15 protein-coding genes are annotated in these 17,424 nt (G+C 40.2%); 2 read left to right on the top strand and 13 right to left on the bottom strand.

Annotated elements, in window-relative coordinates; all coding sequences use genetic code 11:
* The first annotated feature begins 72 nt into the window (after positions 1 to 72).
* The gene (proS, locus tag M1E86_RS15255; protein ID WP_213914635.1) at positions 73 to 1,791 is read left to right on the top strand and encodes a proline--tRNA ligase; all 1,719 of its coding nucleotides are present in this window, start codon (positions 73 to 75) and stop codon (positions 1,789 to 1,791) included.
* A gap of 65 nt (positions 1,792 to 1,856) precedes the next feature.
* Here the strand turns inward: proS and chbG are convergent, their stop codons facing one another.
* From chbG to nlpE, 7 genes are all read right to left on the bottom strand, one after another.
* The gene (chbG, locus tag M1E86_RS15260; RefSeq protein ID WP_213914636.1) at positions 1,857 to 2,612 is read right to left on the bottom strand and encodes a chitin disaccharide deacetylase; all 756 of its coding nucleotides are present in this window, start codon (positions 2,610 to 2,612) and stop codon (positions 1,857 to 1,859) included.
* 35 nt (positions 2,613 to 2,647) lie between these two features.
* Positions 2,648 to 4,006 carry a 6-phospho-beta-glucosidase gene (locus M1E86_RS15265; RefSeq protein ID WP_213914637.1) on the bottom strand — a complete coding sequence of 453 codons (1,359 nt, stop codon included), beginning with the start codon at positions 4,004 to 4,006 and terminating at the stop codon, positions 2,648 to 2,650.
* A gap of 109 nt (positions 4,007 to 4,115) precedes the next feature.
* Complete coding sequence (chbR, locus tag M1E86_RS15270) at positions 4,116 to 4,982, bottom strand: transcriptional regulator ChbR (protein ID WP_125890271.1); 867 nt, start codon at positions 4,980 to 4,982, stop codon at positions 4,116 to 4,118.
* 10 nt (positions 4,983 to 4,992) lie between these two features.
* On the bottom strand, positions 4,993 to 5,340 hold the full coding sequence (gene chbA, locus M1E86_RS15275) for a PTS N,N'-diacetylchitobiose transporter subunit IIA (protein ID WP_125890272.1): 348 nt from the start codon (positions 5,338 to 5,340) through the stop codon (positions 4,993 to 4,995).
* Between the two features lie 43 nt (positions 5,341 to 5,383).
* Entirely contained in the window at positions 5,384 to 6,742 is a 1,359-nt protein-coding gene (gene chbC / locus M1E86_RS15280) for a PTS N,N'-diacetylchitobiose transporter subunit IIC (protein ID WP_125890273.1), read from the bottom strand.
* Positions 6,743 to 6,856: 114 nt separating this feature from the next.
* Complete coding sequence (locus tag M1E86_RS15285) at positions 6,857 to 7,177, bottom strand: PTS sugar transporter subunit IIB (protein WP_094961145.1); 321 nt, start codon at positions 7,175 to 7,177, stop codon at positions 6,857 to 6,859.
* Between the two features lie 367 nt (positions 7,178 to 7,544).
* Positions 7,545 to 8,201 carry an envelope stress response activation lipoprotein NlpE gene (gene nlpE, locus M1E86_RS15290; protein ID WP_125890274.1) on the bottom strand — a complete coding sequence of 219 codons (657 nt, stop codon included), beginning with the start codon at positions 8,199 to 8,201 and terminating at the stop codon, positions 7,545 to 7,547.
* Between the two features lie 271 nt (positions 8,202 to 8,472).
* Here nlpE and rof point away from each other — a divergent pair, with 271 nt between their 5' ends.
* Positions 8,473 to 8,736, top strand: a complete 264-nt coding sequence (rof, locus tag M1E86_RS15295) for a Rho-binding antiterminator (RefSeq protein WP_102139922.1) — start codon at positions 8,473 to 8,475, stop codon at positions 8,734 to 8,736.
* Positions 8,737 to 8,799: 63 nt separating this feature from the next.
* Here rof and tilS read toward each other — a convergent pair whose 3' ends face one another.
* The 6 genes from tilS to lpxB all read right to left on the bottom strand — a co-directional run bounded on the left by tilS (position 8,800) and on the right by lpxB (position 17,410).
* A complete protein-coding gene (gene tilS / locus M1E86_RS15300; protein ID WP_213913018.1) occupies positions 8,800 to 10,152 on the bottom strand; it encodes a tRNA lysidine(34) synthetase TilS in 1,353 nt (450 codons plus the stop codon).
* 13 nt (positions 10,153 to 10,165) lie between these two features.
* A complete protein-coding gene (locus M1E86_RS15305; protein WP_125890276.1) occupies positions 10,166 to 11,053 on the bottom strand; it encodes a DMT family transporter in 888 nt (295 codons plus the stop codon).
* Between the two features lie 146 nt (positions 11,054 to 11,199).
* Entirely contained in the window at positions 11,200 to 12,159 is a 960-nt protein-coding gene (gene accA / locus M1E86_RS15310) for an acetyl-CoA carboxylase carboxyl transferase subunit alpha (protein WP_125890277.1), read from the bottom strand.
* A 12-nt stretch (positions 12,160 to 12,171) separates the two neighbouring features.
* Positions 12,172 to 15,654, bottom strand: coding sequence for a DNA polymerase III subunit alpha (gene dnaE / locus M1E86_RS15315; protein ID WP_213913019.1), 3,483 nt, complete (start codon positions 15,652 to 15,654; stop codon positions 12,172 to 12,174).
* Positions 15,655 to 15,665: 11 nt separating this feature from the next.
* Positions 15,666 to 16,259, bottom strand: a complete 594-nt coding sequence (gene rnhB / locus M1E86_RS15320) for a ribonuclease HII (RefSeq protein ID WP_213913020.1) — start codon at positions 16,257 to 16,259, stop codon at positions 15,666 to 15,668.
* Positions 16,259 to 17,410 carry a lipid-A-disaccharide synthase gene (lpxB, locus tag M1E86_RS15325; protein ID WP_125890280.1) on the bottom strand — a complete coding sequence of 384 codons (1,152 nt, stop codon included), beginning with the start codon at positions 17,408 to 17,410 and terminating at the stop codon, positions 16,259 to 16,261. The genes rnhB and lpxB overlap by 1 nt, the downstream gene beginning before the upstream one ends.
* Between the last annotated feature and the right edge of the window lie 14 nt (positions 17,411 to 17,424).

A 17,424-nucleotide genomic window follows, 5' to 3' on the forward strand; every position in this document is an offset into this window, starting at 1 on the left:
TAGACTAGCTCACTATATACCTTGGCAAATAAATCGTTTGCCATAACTTATTGTTCTAATGGAACCTATACAATGCGTACTAGCAAATATCTGCTCTCAACTCTAAAAGAGACCCCTGCGGATGCAGAAGTTATCAGCCATCAGCTGATGCTGCGTGCAGGAATGATCCGTAAACTTGCTTCTGGTCTGTATGACTGGTTACCCACTGGTGTGCGTGTTCTACGTAAAGTAGAAACCATCGTCCGTGAAGAAATGGAAAATGCAGGCGCTATAGAGGTATCTTTACCCGTCGTTCAACCTGCAGATTTATGGCAAGAAAGTGGTCGTTGGGAACAGTATGGTCCTGAATTGCTGCGTTTTGTTGATCGTGGTGAGCGCCCGTTTGTTCTCGGTCCGACTCATGAAGAAGTGATTACAGATTTAGTGCGTAACGAAATCACGTCTTACAAACAATTGCCATTGAATTTATTTCAAATTCAAACCAAATTCCGTGATGAAGTTCGCCCACGTTTTGGCGTGATGCGCTCGCGTGAATTTATTATGAAAGATGCGTACTCTTTCCACACTAGCCAAGAATCATTGCAAGAAACCTATGATGCGATGTACGAAGCCTACAGCAAAATTTTTACGCGTATTGGCTTTGATTTTCGTGCTGTTCAAGCTGACACTGGCTCTATCGGTGGTAGCGCATCCCACGAATTCCAAGTATTAGCGAAAAATGGTGAAGATGACGTCATTTTCTCTACTGAATCTGATTACGCAGCTAACATTGAATTTGCAGAAGCATTAGCACCAACAACACCACGTTGCGCTCCAACAGAAGAGATGCGCTTGGTGGATACGCCAAATGCAAAAACAATCGCAGAGCTTGTTGAACAATTCAATTTACCTGTTGAAAAAACCATTAAGACATTGATTGTTCATGCGAAAAAGGATTCAGGCCATTCACTTGTCGCTTTGCTAATTCGAGGCGACCATGAGTTAAATGAAATCAAAGCAGAAAAACATCCTTTAGTCGCTAGCCCATTAGAATTTGCCTCTGAAGCTGAAATTAGAAATGCGGTGAATGCAGGCCCTGGATCTTTAGGCCCTGTAAATATGCCACTGCCGATTGTTATCGACCGTAGCGTTGCAGTGATGAGCGACTTTGGTGCAGGTGCAAATATTGATGGAAAACACTATTTTGGTATCAACTGGGAACGTGATTTAGCATTACCACAATCTTTTGATTTACGTAACGTAGTTGAAGGTGACCCAAGCCCAGACGGTAAAGGTGTACTGCAAATTAAACGCGGTATCGAAGTTGGTCATATATTCCAATTAGGCACTAAATATTCAGAAGCAATGAAAGCTTCAGTCCAGAATGAGGATGGACATAACCAAATAGTCACTATGGGCTGTTATGGCATCGGTGTAACGCGTATTGTTGCTGCTGCTATTGAACAAAGCCATGATGACCGCGGAATTATTTGGCCGGATGCAATTGCTCCGTTCCAAGTGGCTATTTTACCGATGAATATGCACAAATCTTATCGTGTTAAAGAAGTTGCAGAAAAACTTTATGCGGACCTAAAAGCAAGCGGTATTGATGTGATTTTCGATGACCGTAAAGAGCGCCCAGGCGTGATGTTTGCCGATATGGAGTTGATTGGTGTTCCATACACTATCGTTATCGGTGACCGCAACTTAGACAATAACCAAATTGAATATAAATCACGCCGTAGTGATGATAAAGAACTGGTTGGCCTAGAAAATGTCATTAGCTTCCTAAAAGGTAAGCTCGGTAAATAAAATAGGTTAAAAGCTAGAAAATAAAGCCCAAATTTCAGTTAATCCATTGAATTTGGGCTTTTTCTTTAAATATCTCGGTACGAACCAATCTTAAAACCATCCACCAAAATCTGTGATTTTAAACGCTCAGATGTTAATACTTCCAATTCATTTAAACGTGGATAAGCATAGTTACTTTTTAGTAATTCATTATCAATAAAAGCAGGATGGCTCATAACTTCAATAGAGTTATTCCCTTGTGCTTTAGCTTCATTAATAATCTTCAAAAACAATGCTTCTGAAATTTCATCACCATAAAACTCACTGCTGAAACAGTCAGTGCTTGCCACTTGATATGATAATGGCGGCCAATTTTTCTCTAATTGGCGGTCAACTCGCAATGCAACGCCCTTTTCTTGGGCGAAAGCAACAACAATCGGAAAAATACCTTCTATCATATGGATATGATGATGACTATCAATATGGCTCGGTTTTCGACCAAAAATTTCGATAAATTTTTGATATTGCAGATTTAGCTCTTGTTCAATTTCAACCAATGGTAAATCATTAATATCAATATCCCAGAGCCATTTGCCCAACATCCCACCACGGCTAAGTGTCGGCATTGATGAGAAAGGCTTTCCCGCAGTTAAAACAAAATGCATACCCACAGCTAAATTCGGATTTTCTTGGCTTAATTTAGCCGCATGGGATATTGCGGGCATATTCATCATCGCGCTAGTCGAATGAACAACTCCATTACGATGAGATTCGATTATGCCGTAATTAACCGCTTCACAAAGTCCAAAATCATCGGCATTCACAATAAGTAATACAGCCATATGCTCTCCCTTAATACGATAAGCTATTTCGCTTATTAACCTTCTTGCTCAAGCTGTTGTATTGCTTTAGCAAAGTTCGGTAGATATTTTTTATGGGCGATAAGTAATTCCTTAGAAATTAAACGCGCATCGTTATCTGAGTGAATCAATGGGTTTAAATTCATCGCCAGTAACACATCATTAAACTGGCCATTTACTGCGGCTTTGCTAGTCGCAACTTCAAAATTTTTTAAGGTATAAATTAAGCCAAGGACTTTATCATCAAAATGTTTTACACGTGGATGCGGTTTTGCACCATCATGACCTAATATGCATGTCATTTCGACTGTCCAGTCTTCAGGGATATTACCAATATGTCCATAATGTGGAATATTAACGTAGTGCTCAGTTTGTTTGTCATTGTATATCGCATTGATGACTTCACAAGCCGCATCTGAATAATAAGCTCCACCTCGTAATTCAAGCTCTTTAGGTTTTACATCTAATGTCGGGTTTTTATATAGTTCAAATAATTGGTGCTCAACTTTTTGTACAATCTGTGCCCTAGCACCACCTTTATAATACTCACCAAGCTCAATCGCTAGCATTTCCTTCGGTTTAAAGTAATACAATAAATAGGAACACGGGATCAGATTTAACCCTCGAATTAACCCTTCATCAAAAGCAAGGTCAGTAATATTTTTAACTGAATTTGCACTTAACGTTCCAGAGGCAATACCCTCTAATAATTCATTAAAGCGCGATGAACCATTTACAATAACATCTTTGATAAAAACCATATGGTTTAAACCAAATAAATCGATAGATAATTCATCACTATTGGATAATTTTAAAACATCGGTAATAAACATTTTCATACCGATTGGGATATTACAAACACCAATAAAACGTTTGAAGTTGGTATGGCGATATACCGCCTCAGTTACCATCCCTGCTGGGTTGGTAAAATTAATTACCCATGCGTTAGGGCAAATCTCTTCGACATCTTTAATAATGTCAAAAATTACAGGTATAGTTCGTAGCCCTTTAAATAATCCACCAGCACCATTGGTTTCTTGTCCTAAATAACCATGTTTTAAGGGGATTGATTCATCTAATTCACGTGCTTTTAATTGCCCAACTCTTAATTGAGTTGTGACAAAATCAGCGTTTTTTAATGCTTCTCGCCTATCAAGCGTTTTAAATATTTTGAGTGGTATATTGGCATGTTTAACCATTCGCTCGCATAAATTATAGATAATATCTAATTTTTCTTTACCTTCTTCAACATCCACTAACCACAATTCAGTAATAGGTAATTCATGGTAACGTTTAATAAAACCTTCCAGTAATTCAGGAGTGTAGCTACTCCCTCCGCCAATAGTGACAACTTTTAATTTCTGTTTCTGAGTCATATTAACCTCATTGTACCTTTATAATAGACATAGAAAAGCACACCATCTTTATAAAAAAGATGGGTATGCTAGAGATTTTTAGAAATGGAAAGCTTATTTAGGTAATAATTTAACCTACCATTTTTTGTTCAACACTAAATAGATTTTTTCGATAATCACTCGGTGTTAATGAAGTTAGTTCTTTAAATTTTTTCACAAATAAACTTGGACTGCTATAACCTGATTCAAAAGCAATATCTGTAATTGAATAGTTAGTTATTTCAAGTTGCTTTTTAGCAAAATTAATTCTGATATCATTAATAATCTGCATTGGCGTTTTGCCATAATAACGTTTTGTTGCTCGGGTTAAGTATTCTTGTGATTTCCCCGTTATAGCGATCATATTTTGTAGAGCGCTTTCACTAAACATAGCGATATCATGCATTTCTTCCAATGTACTTTTTAACCACTGAGGTGCATCATCTCGCATACTTTTTTCACGATAATGACGTAATCGATTTACCACATTAAATGTAACTAATTCAATAAATTCATTAAATTCACTGTCGCGAAAATTTAACGATGCGATCACAGACTCTATATAAGCCATAAATTCATTTTTCAATTGATAGCCTTGTGATGCAACAAAGCAACTTGGTAATAGTGGTAAATAATGTTTATCAAAAAATGATTTGCTAATACCAACATTCAATATTCGTGTTGGCCCAAAATCATAAGCGCTTTCGTGATAAGAGCCTATCGGAAGAAAAATAAAATCCCCTCGTTCTAATAAAACTTTTTTTCCATTAATTATTTGGTAACAACGACCCGTTAAAACGATCATATACTCATAATAATCATGTTGATGCAGTCCACTTGCACTCTCAACTTTATTATAAATAAAGACATGAAAGGTTTTATTATTAAAAAGCTCACTTTCTTGAACTAGTTTAACTTCAGCATTAGTGTCGGTTCTATTCATCAGTGCCTGCATCATGGCTCCCTCTCTAATGGTTTAATTTTTCATGTAACTCAATTAACTCTGTAATTAATTCACGGGCTAACATGGCATTCATTAAATGATCTTGTGCATGAACAAGGACTAAGCTAACTTTGATCCGTCCTTCCCCCATATCACTTTCAATCAATTGAGTTTGCACTTTATGCGCCTCATTCAGCGAAGAGTGCGATTGCGCCATTAAACTTTTTGCTGTCTCATAGTCACCTTCTTTCGCCTTTTTTAATGCGGTATAAGCTAAGCTTCTTGCTTGCCCCGCATTAATAATCAGTCCCATAACAACTTCTTCAAGCTCATCCGTAGCGGTATCGTCTTGGATATCATTAAGTTCAAACATATTTTTATCTCTTTTTAATGGGAGGAGCACGCTCCTCCCTATTTTAAAACTTCAGTGCGTTAGCAATATCTTCTTCACTTTCTTCTTCATCGATTGTGTTTTGTGCTTTATTCGAAATCACAACGAATGGTAGATAAACGAGTACCGCCACACCAAGGTTAAATAATGCAAGTAATAAGGCAGCGATACTACCATTAGTATTGAAGAATGCAGCTAGCCCTGTTGGCATTGTCCATGGCGCGATATTCGTCACGGGTGGGATAATCCCTAAATAATAAGCTGCGACCATTATTCCAGCCAATAGAGGCTGAATAAGAATAAATGGAATAAACATGACTGGGTTCATAATGATCGGCAGACCAAAGATAATCGGCTCATTAATTTGGAAAATACCTGCTGGTAATGCTAATTTCGCAACCTGGCGATGATCGGCACGACGAGATGCAATAAAGATAGCAATAATTAATCCTAATGTAGCCCCGGTTCCACCTAAGAATACATAGGAATCAAGCATCGGTTTTGCCCACATATGGAAAGATTTACCCGCGGCAATCGCAGCGTCAACTGAACCATACTCTGCATATAAAGACACGTTTTCTAATGCCCACGGTGTCATTATTCCACTGTCTAATGCGGTTAATGCAAGAGAGCCGTGAATACCAAAGAACCATAAGAGAGACGTAAATACTACATATGCCCAGCCAACAACATTCCCCATAGAAGCAAGTGGTGTGGATACTGTGTCCATAATGATTTGGTGGAAATTACTACTAATGCCACTTAGTGCCCACGACACAATTCCCATAATCGATAAGATAATAAAACCAGGAATAAGTGCAGAAAATGAGCGTGAGACGGATGGAGGTACGCTATCTGGCAATCTAATCACCCAATTACGGCGAACAATAAAAGCGAACATTTCAGCAACGACTAGACCAAGAATGATCCCTGAAATGATATTTGCCCCACCGAGCCAATTAGCGCCAACAGCATAAGCACCATTAACGTCATAAGGCGTGACTGTCATAAAAGAAGCAACAGCCAACAAACCAGCAGCGAGTGGATCAACTTTTCTCTCTTCTGCAAGTGCCATTGCAATGAAGAAAGGCGCCATTAAGGACATAATCCCCAATGTCCCGTTATAAACATTTCCACCGATAACTTTAAAACCATTTAGTGTTTCTATCGTTGATGGCTCTAGTCTAACCCCCAAAGAATAGAAAAATGACCCTGTATCAAAACTCAGAAAAACATTATTAATTAACACAAACATCGCCCCAACTAAGGTCAGAGGCATAATTCGAATAAAACCATTCTTTATTGCATTAACATGAGGTTGCTTTCCCAATCTAACCGCGAATGGAAGGAGTACCTTTTCAAGCGAAGTGATAAAAAGACTCATAAAAATACCCTCAATTTTTTGAGTGTGCTCCATTCTTAACTTATTACGTTGTATTCATAGCGTTAGTATTGATGGAGTTATTATGTTGTAGAGGTAGTAAATAGCTTATGGGTATTAACTTGCTGTTTGTTTTTTTATAATTGCAACGGCGGCTTTTAGTACACCAAGCCCATCCACTTTTCCGTATAAGAGTGAATCAATGACTTCAACTGGCTTATTAGGTAATAATTTCTGAATATCCGATAACATCCATGCAATTTGCGGGCCCAGCAATATGACATCCGCATCGACACCTTTTTCTGAAGCTAAGCTTTCAGGGAAGGCTTCTATATTGACAGGTACATCGTATTTTTCTGCTTGCTGTCTCATTTTGTTAACTAGCAGTGAGGTAGACATTCCTGCAGAACAAAATAGATAAATATTTTTCTTATTCATTCCTTATCCTTTAATTCGTTCTATTTTTTATTACCGCTGTGACTTATAAATTTTCTTATAGGCTTATCATGTAATCTAACCTTGCACACTAAAGAACATAATTATCTCTAGTTGAAGGGAGTATACTGTCTTCCCTGCACTTACGATAATTCAAACTAGCTAACAATTGTCTCCTATTGACCATCAGCTATGACGACCTTCACATTTATATAAATATTTTGCGTCAATAAAAAAGTTATATTGATATCAAATAATGACAAGAAATGAATTAAAGGTGGGTAATACGACATTTTAATCGAACATTTACAGCCAAAAAAAAGACCCACTTCAACTGAAAGGGGTCTTTTTAAGAAAGAGAAAGTACGAATTAGTTACAAGAAGCTGTTTTGTCGAATTTAATCTCACCAGTTGGTACTAATGCGGCATCAAACTGGCCATCTTCCATTGAAGGGCGAATTGTATAATAACCTTCAATTTCTGCGTAGACAGGCGTACCACCATCAACTCCTGTTTCACCATACGCTTTTTCTAATTCGATGCCAGAAGTTGCGTATTGACGACCACTAGCACACTCTGTGAAGACAGCGGCATCAGCCATATAGCGGTACTGTCCCACTTTTTTACTCGGCTTAACTTGGTCTAATGTATAATTCATCTGTGTTTCAATCGGATTGCCCTCTAAATCCAATAAGGTCACTGATTGGCCATCTTCCGACTGAGCAAAATAAGTACTTTCACCTTTAGGATTAGTTGCACGTAATTTATTATTTTCTATATCCCACTTACCAGTATCATGAAAAGCGGTATCACCATCTCTAGTGCCTAAATAAACCAGTTGTTCAACATAACTACCATCTTGGTTAACTAACAATGTTGCCTCAATACCAGAGCAATCAGCACAAGGTAAAACCCCTGTATAGACTTTATCGACTGGTGCTGCATCAGTATTTTTTGTCGCACTTTGGCAGCCAGCTAACGTAATGCTTCCAACCGCCATTAAGACTAACATTAGTGATTTTTTCATTATAATTCCCTTAAAACCGTGTGTTTTGACTTATTAACCAATATAAGCATCATAGCATTTCATCTAATAAAAATATGGCATACCGAAGAAAATTCGGACATTACTGATCAAATACGTTATGCATTGATTTGGCGAATAAGAATTGTCTTTTTCCCTTCGCTGTGATTATAGTTATTAAAGTTACTATGCTATTATCGTATTAAGCACATTTTTGCTTGGTACAACATGTTCAAGGCGGCAATAACCGCCACTAACACAGTGGTGAGGGAATATGTCTACAGATACTGAATATCAACCTATCAATTGTGATGATTACGAATATCTAGAAATCGCATGCCAACGCCAACTAAAGTTGCAAATAGCACTTAATGACGGCATGAATATTGAGGGGCAGGCCAGTGATTTACTCCTACGAAAAAAAGTTGAGTACCTGATTGTTGAAACACATGAAGGAACCAAGGAGTTAAGATTGGATTGCATAATTTCCTTCAGTCATCCAGAAATCGGCACGATTGTTGTCGACCACTCTCACTAATACTCACGATTTTGAGTCCTTCTATAGCCCCTTATGGTAATCACAGTCATAAGGGGCTTCTCATTAGTTCAATACCTTAAATTCACCCTCTTTTTGCCAATCGATAGCAATCCCCAGAGACGCTTCATCAACTAACCCCTCAGGGGTAATAAAGCACCCTACTGCGGTAATGAGCTGGTCGTTATAATAGATTAATGGCACTCTTTCTCTCATCCATGGCGCTACACCTAATTCTTGCCAGATCTTCTTACTGCTTCTGGAACGATGACGCCCTACAATGTTTAGCGTGCCTTGCAGCCCAAAACGAATTGTCACCATTTCATCTGGTTTGGGCGGACGTATTTGCCCCTCACCTTCCATAACCCGTAAAATTCCCAAGGATCCAGGCAATTTAAAAACCTTAGGAAAGTCCCATTCAAACTGTTGATTTACTAAGCTATTAATTCGCTTAACAACCCACAACGCCCCCTGATAACGACGAATTTCAAATTGCCCTAGTTGGCAAATAGGATCCGCATCCTGACGAGCTAATGCCACTTCTTGCCAAATTCGTTCCAATTGATTAAAAGGTGGCATGGGTAGCTGATGCAACCCAACCCAGCGACGAATAAGTGCATTGCGCTTTGATGATGAGCAGGCTTTCAGGTCATCAATAAATAGCCCGCCTCGATAGTCCATCATGTTTTCAAGGGTGTCTTTTAATAATTCATCGAGTAAGCTTTCTTGCTCCGCACATAGCGCCGCACTACGGGCAACTGCACTAGAAAAATGAGGCCAGCGCTCAACCAAAACTGGCATGACATTCAATCGCAAAAAATTTCTATCATAACGGTCATCTTGGTTACTATCGTCTTCAACCCACGATAATTTCTGCTCTTGCATATAAGCTTCTAGCGCTATACGAGGCGTTGTAAGCAATGGACGTAACAACCATGTTGAGCCACTACACGCGGTAAAAGCTAATACTTCAGGCATTGAAGATAACCCAGCAGGCCCACTGCCACGCTTTAGCGCTAACATGAAAGTTTCTGCTTGGTCATCAAGGTGTTGAGCTGTGACTAACACCTCACCCTCTTGTAACTCTTCTCGGTAAGCCTGATAACGGGCATCTCGTGCCGCAGCTTCAATACCTTTTTGGCTTGAGTCAACCACGACATGTCGGCAAATGAAAGGAATGTCCCACTGTAAACATAATTGAGCACAGTGCTGCTCCCATTCATTTGCTTTACTATTCAACCCATGGTGAACATGAATAGCGCGAATTTCTAGTGAAGGGAGTTGCTGTTGCCGAATAAGATAAAGCGCATGTAATAAAACAGTTGAATCAATACCGCCACTGAACCCCACTAGAATTTTTTGAATACCGTTTATTTTATTGAGAACCCGTTCAACAATGACTTGCGAATGCTGTATCATTTGTTCGCCCTTCTCATAATTTCTGACCATGTTTTTTGGAACCAATACACAAAATACCAGAAATAATTACTAGTAATACCCCTGCAATATAAGCAACTTCAAAAGCATCATTTAAGATTAACACTAACCAAAGTACCGATAATACGGGAGATAAAAATATCACAGAAGCAATTTTTGCTGAATGCCCTGTATTCATCGCCTTGAACCACAAAATATAAGACACTCCATTGATTAAAATGCCATTAACCAATGTTGGCCAAAAAGCGGCTTTTGAAGGTAATCTCATTTCACTGAACAGCATCAATAAGACAAAAGAAGTCAGCGTTGAAAAAATAAATAACCATACGGTACTAATATAAGGGTCAATCGAATATTGGCGGGAGAAAACTGACATTAGTGCGAAACAAAATGCACCACTAAAAACCAGTAATAATGCTGTTGGATTTTCAACATGAAGTTGAGTAATTTGCCCTTTGGTGAAAGTGATAATTACTGCAATAAAGCCAATAATGATACCAACGACTTGTCTTCCCACTAATTTGTCTTTTAGCAATACCACTGATAACAAGATAATAACTAATGGCCAGCTATATTGAATGACCAATACGGCGATACCATTTTCAATGGAATATCCGTAGTACAGTAACAAGTAGAATAAACAATCAAGAAACCCAAGAACAAAGACTTTGATTAGTACATCTCTTGGCAAAATAAACAATTTTGTTAGCCGATATCCTGAAGCAAACGCAACAATAATTACAGATATCGCAGAAATTAAGTTTGACCAGAAAAGGAATTGGAAACTATCCATACCTTCCTGCCCAAAACGAGAGACAATAGGAATAAAGCTCCATATCAATACGCAAGTAAAAGCATATAGCAAATAATTATATTGTCGCACCCTAGTTCCTATCTATTGTTATTCTCAGCAGATGAATAATTTAAATCAAAACACTCTGTTATCATTAAAAATGACTAGCTTAAAAATAAAAAACGGGAGCTGGCAAAAGCAAACTCCCGTTTTTATTAACGATTAGCTGTTAATGATTAACAATAACCATAGTCCATCAGGCGCTGATAGCGACGGTTTTTCAATGCTTCAGCATCTAACGCTTCTAATTCGTCTAAATCTTCAGTCAGGCGTGCTTTTAACTGTTCTGCAATTTCATCATAATTACGATGTGCACCGCCTAATGGTTCAGGGATCACATTATCAATTAATTTTAATTCTTTAAGGCGTGGAGCCGTAATCCCCATTGCTTCTGCTGCTAATGGTGCTTTATCTGCGCTTTTCCACAGAATAGATGCACAGCCTTCTGGTGAAATAACAGAATAAGTGCTGTATTGCAGCATATTGACTTTATCACCCACACCGATAGCAAGTGCACCACCAGAGCCACCTTCACCAATAACGGTACAAATGACTGGGACAGATAAACGAGACATTTCACGTAAATTACGTGCGATAGCCTCTGACTGACCGCGCTCTTCAGCACCAACGCCCGGGTAAGCTCCAGGGGTATCAATAAAGGTAATAATAGGCAAGTTAAAACGCTCAGCCAGTTCCATCAGACGCAATGCCTTACGGTAACCTTCTGGGGCTGGCATACCAAAATTACGACGGATTTTTTCTTTTGTCTCACGCCCTTTCTGATGCCCAATAATCATGACTGGACGGCCATCTAGACGCGCCATCCCACCAACAATGGCTTTATCATCTGCATAAGCACGATCCCCTGCTAATTCTTGGAAATCAGTAAAAATGCGAGAAATATAATCCAATGTATATGGACGACGTGGGTGACGAGCGAGTTTAGCGATTTGCCAAGCTCCTAGATCAGAGAAAATTTTACGTGTCAGTTCAACACTTTTTTCACGTAAACGAGCAACCTCTTCATCTAGGTTGACTTCTAAGTTGTTATCTTGACGGCTAACCGCTGTTAGAGAATCAATTTTCGCTTCTAATTCTGCGATTGGCTGTTCAAAATCAAGAAAATCCAGACTCATAATATTCCTATTTTAGTCAAATTCTAATTCTACCTGCTCACTACCCAGCAGAGTTCGAAGATCGTTCAGAAGAAGATCCACTGGCGTCACACGCCAAACAACACCAAATTTAAGCTTGGCTCTGGCATCATCCTTCTGGTAATACAGATGAACCGGGATCGTTCCTGAACGATGAGGTTCAAGAGTGCTACGAAGCCGGTTCAGCAATTGATCGTTAATTTGTTTATCTGACAGTGAAATTGCAAGTCCTCGAGCATATTTTTCCCTTGCTTCACTAATGTCCATTAACTCACGCACTGTCATTTTATTACCACCATTGAAATCATCAAAGCTGACCTGACCGGTGGCTATCAGGATATTGTCTTTTTCCAACATATGTTGGTATTTATCGAGCGCATCTGAAAATAACATAATATCCAGACGACCGGAACGATCATCAAGCGTACAAATACCAATTCTATTTCCACGCTTGGTTGTAATCACTTTAGCTGAAAGTACTAAACCTACCACAGTTGTCACTTGACCACGAGGGGTGGGGTTCACATCTTTTAATCTAAGCCCGTTAGTATAACGCTCTATTTCGCTCAAGTATCGTGTTATTGGATGCCCTGTTAAATATAAACCAAGCGTCTCGCGTTCACCATCCAATACCACCTGCTCTGGCCATTTAGGTACGCTTGCATATGAACTTTCAACTTGTTCGGGTGCTTCCGCTAAGACACCAAACATATCTGCTTGGCCTATTGCCTCTGCTTTAGCATGTTGGTCAGCCGCTTTTAACGCATCCTCAAGGGAAGACATCAATGCTGCACGGTGAGGGCCTAATCGGTCAAATGCCCCTGCCATAATAAGCTTTTCCATCACACGACGGTTAATTTTTTTAATATCAACTCGCGCACAAAGGTCAAAAATCTCTTTAAATATCCCGCCTTGTTGACGCGCTTCAACAATCGCTTCAATCGGGCCTTCACCGACCCCTTTAATTGCACCGATGCCGTAAACTATCTCACCTTCATCATTCACATGGAAGTGATAAAGCCCACTATTGATATCTGGTGGCAATACTTTTAAGCCCATGCGCCAACATTCGTCAACTAAACCAACCACTTTTTCCGTGTTATCCATATCTGCGGTCATGACTGCTGCCATAAATTCAGCGGGATAGTGGGCTTTGAGCCACAGTGTTTGGTATGAAACTAATGCATAGGCAGCTGAATGCGATTTATTAAACCCATAACCGGCAAATTTCTCTACCAAGTCAAAGATTTTCATTGATAACTCGCCGTCTACCCCGTTTTTGATTGCTCCCTCTTCAAAAACAGAACGCTGCTTCGCCATTTCTTCAGGTTTCTTTTTTCCCATCGCACGGCGCAGCATATCTGCACCGCCGAGTGTGTACCCAGCTAAAACCTGAGCAATCTGCATAACCTGTTCTTGGTATAAAATAATACCATATGTGGGCTCTAGAACAGGTTTTAATGATTCATGTTGCCACTGCACATCTGGGTACGAAATTTCTTCACGACCATGCTTACGGTCAATAAAGTTATCTACCATGCCTGACTGCAGTGGTCCTGGACGGAACAATGCTACCAGTGCGATCATATCTTCGAAGCAGTCAGGACGTAATCGCTTAATTAAGTCCTTCATTCCACGTGATTCTAACTGGAATACCGCTGTGGTTTCTGAGCGCTGCAGCATATCAAAACTTTTTTGATCGTGTAGCGGAATAGCAGCAATATCAATCGGCTCTAAGTTTTTCTTAGCGCGACGCGCGTTGATCATTTCCAACGCCCAGTTAATGATCGTCAACGTCCGTAAGCCGAGGAAGTCGAACTTCACTAGCCCTGCATATTCGACATCGTTTTTATCGAATTGTGTGACGGGGTTATTGCCTTCCGCATCACAATAAAGTGGGGCAAAGTCCGTAATTTTAGTTGGAGCGATAACCACCCCACCTGCATGTTTACCGGCATTTCGTGTGACACCTTCGAGTTTACGCGCCATATCGATAAGCGCTTTAACCTCTTCATCAGCCTCATAAATTTCAGGTAACTGAGGTTCTGCTTCGAACGCTTTTTCCAGTGTCATACCAGGATCTGGCGGCACTAATTTTGAAATTCTATCAACAAAACCATATGGATGCCCAAGTACGCGCCCCACGTCGCGGATAACCGCTTTTGCCGCCATCGTACCAAAGGTAATGATTTGAGAAACCGCCTCACGGCCATACATTTGAGCCACGTGATCAATCACTTGATCGCGTTTTTCCATGCAGAAATCGACGTCAAAGTCAGGCATGGAAACACGCTCAGGGTTCAAAAAACGCTCAAACAGTAAATCAAATTCCAGTGGGTCAAGGTCTGTAATTTTTAATGCGTAGGCAACAAGGGAACCCGCCCCTGAGCCTCGTCCTGGCCCAACGGGTACGCCGTTATCCTTCGACCATTGGATAAACTCCATAACAATCAAGAAGTAGCCGGGGAAACCCATTTGGTTGATTACGTTGAGTTCGATGTCTAAACGTTCATCATACTCAGGACGTCTTTCTGCTCTAATTTTTTCATCAGGAAATAAAAATTCTAAACGCTCTTCGAGCCCTTCTTTAGAGCGCATAACTAAAAAGTCTTCTGTTTTCATATCCCCTGTTGGGAATTGAGGTAAGAAGTATTCACCTAGACGGATAGTTACATTACAACGCTTAGCAATCTCTACACTGTTTTCTAGCGCTTCAGGGATGTCAGCAAACAGCTCACACATCTCTTCTTCGGAACGTAAATATTGCTGAGGGCTATAATTTTTAGGCCTTTTGGGATCGACTAATGTAAAACCATCATGGATAGCAACACGTATTTCATGAGCATCAAAATCACTACTTTCAATAAAGCAAACATCATTCGTTGCAACGACAGGTAGGCCTTTTTTAGTCGCTAACTCGACAGCCGCATGTAGATAACTCTCTTCATCAGGTCGCCCTGTCCTAACCAATTCTAAATAGTAGCTATCTGGAAAATGGGTTTCATAGAATGCAAGGCACTCATCCACTAAGGCTTGATTTCCCCTTAATAGAAATTGCCCGACATCCCCTTTACGGCCACCTGACAGCAGAATCAAGCCGTCTTTGTGCTTGGCCAGCCATTCTCGTTTTATGGTTGGCCCAACCGCACCATAGCCCTTTTGGTATGCTTCAGAAATTAGTAAGGTAAGGTTTTGATAACCTTCATTATTACGTGCCAAAACAGTTAAGTGGGATATTTCATCACCTAATAGTTCACTTTCCACATAAAAATCAGCACCAATAATTGGCTTGATCCCCGCCCCATGCGCTGCACCATAAAACCGGACTAACCCACAAAGGTTAGTAAAATCGGTGATCGCAAACGCAGGCATGCCCATCGAAGCCACTTTTTTAACCAGTGGCCCCGTTTTGGCTAGCCCATCAATCATGGAATAGTCACTGTGGACGCGTAAATGAATAAAACGAGGTGATGCCATCGACCTAATACCTACTTATTGCTGTCTAAAGCTCTTCTCACAGGAGCAAAGCTTTTACGATGGAATTCAGTTGCGCCATACTGCGCCAATTTTTCTAAATGATAAGCCGTTGGATAGCCTTTATGCTTCGCAAAGCCATATTCAGGAAAGGCTATGTCTAGCTCAACCATTTCCCTATCTCTGATCACTTTAGCTAAAATGGATGCCGCGCTAATTTCTTGTACTAAACTGTCGCCTTTAATTACTGCCTGTGAAGGCATTGGCAACTCAGGGCAGCGGTTGCCGTCAATGAGAACATACTCAGGAACAATAGATAAACCTGCAACGGCGCGCTGCATAGCTAACATGGTTGCATGTAATATATTTATATTATCAATTTCTTCTGGCCCTGCGCGGCCGATGCACCAACACAGCGCTTTTTCCTGAATTTCATCAAATAATTTCTCACGTTTTTTTTCGGTGAGTTTTTTTGAGTCTGCCAGCCCTGCAATTGGCTTATTGGGATCAAGGATCACCGCTGCAGTCACTACAGCGCCAACTAATGGACCTCGGCCCACCTCATCAACACCAGCAATTATATTTGCTTTTGGATAGATAAATTCCATTAATTTTTGACCATCTCTAATACCGCTTCAGCCGCTTGTTTATCTGCATCACAACGAATGAGCTGATGTAATTGCAAAAAAGTGAGCTTCAAGTTTTCAACCTGCTCGCCACCATTGAGTAATGGGAGTAACTGCTGTGCGAGTTTATCAGGCTGACACTCCTCTTGGAGTAACTCTTTAACAATCTCTTTTTCTGCTAATAAATTAGGCAAAGAAACATACGGCGTTTTTACTAATCGTTTTGCTAACCAAAAAGTGAAAGGTTTCATACGATACCCCACCACCATTGGGCATTTTGTTAACATGCACTCGAGTGCCGCCGTTCCCGATGCTAATAACGTCGCGTCCGCTGCAATCATCGCATCACGTGCTTGACCATCTAAAATATGGACTGCCAATTCAGGTGCGGTGTTTTCTTTTATCTCATCAAACTGCTGACGGCGTTTTTCATTCACCAACGGCACCACAATATGTAAATCTGGGATATTTCGCTGTAATATTTTCGCTGTATTGAGGAAGTCTGCACTAAGCATTTCGACTTCGGAATGGCGGCTTCCCGGCAGTAAAGCTAAACATTTAGCATGTTCAGGAATATTCAATCGATGTCGAGCGGCTTGTTTATCAGGATGTAATGGAATGGCATCGGCCATTGTGTGCCCGATAAAACGGCAAGGAACATTAAAACGATCGTAAAATGCTTTTTCAAAAGGTAAAAAAGCTAATACTAAATTCGTTGAACGACCAATTTTAAATACCCGCTTTTGGCGCCATGCCCAAACTGATGGGCTAACGTAATGAATGGTTTTGATACCTTTAGATTTCAAACGGCCTTCGAGGGTAATATTAAAATCAGGGGCATCAATTCCAACAAAAACATCAGGTTGCAGTTCGGTAAAACGCTGGGTTAAATCCTTACGGATGGATAATAACCGAGGCAGGCGGCCAAGGACTTCAACAATGCCCATGACAGCAAGCTCTTCCATTTCATACCAAGCTTCGCAACCCTCGGCTTGCATTAAAGGGCCAGCAACACCAACAAAGCGAGCATCAGGTATTTGTTCTTTAAGTGCACGGATAAGCCCTGCACCGAGAATATCACCAGATGTTTCTCCGGCAACAAGGCCAATAGTAAGTGGGCGGCTATTATTCACCGAAATTCGCTCCT

Source organism: Providencia sp. PROV200, from assembly GCF_049901995.1.
Taxonomy (GTDB): Bacteria; Pseudomonadota; Gammaproteobacteria; order Enterobacterales; family Enterobacteriaceae; genus Providencia; species Providencia rettgeri_E.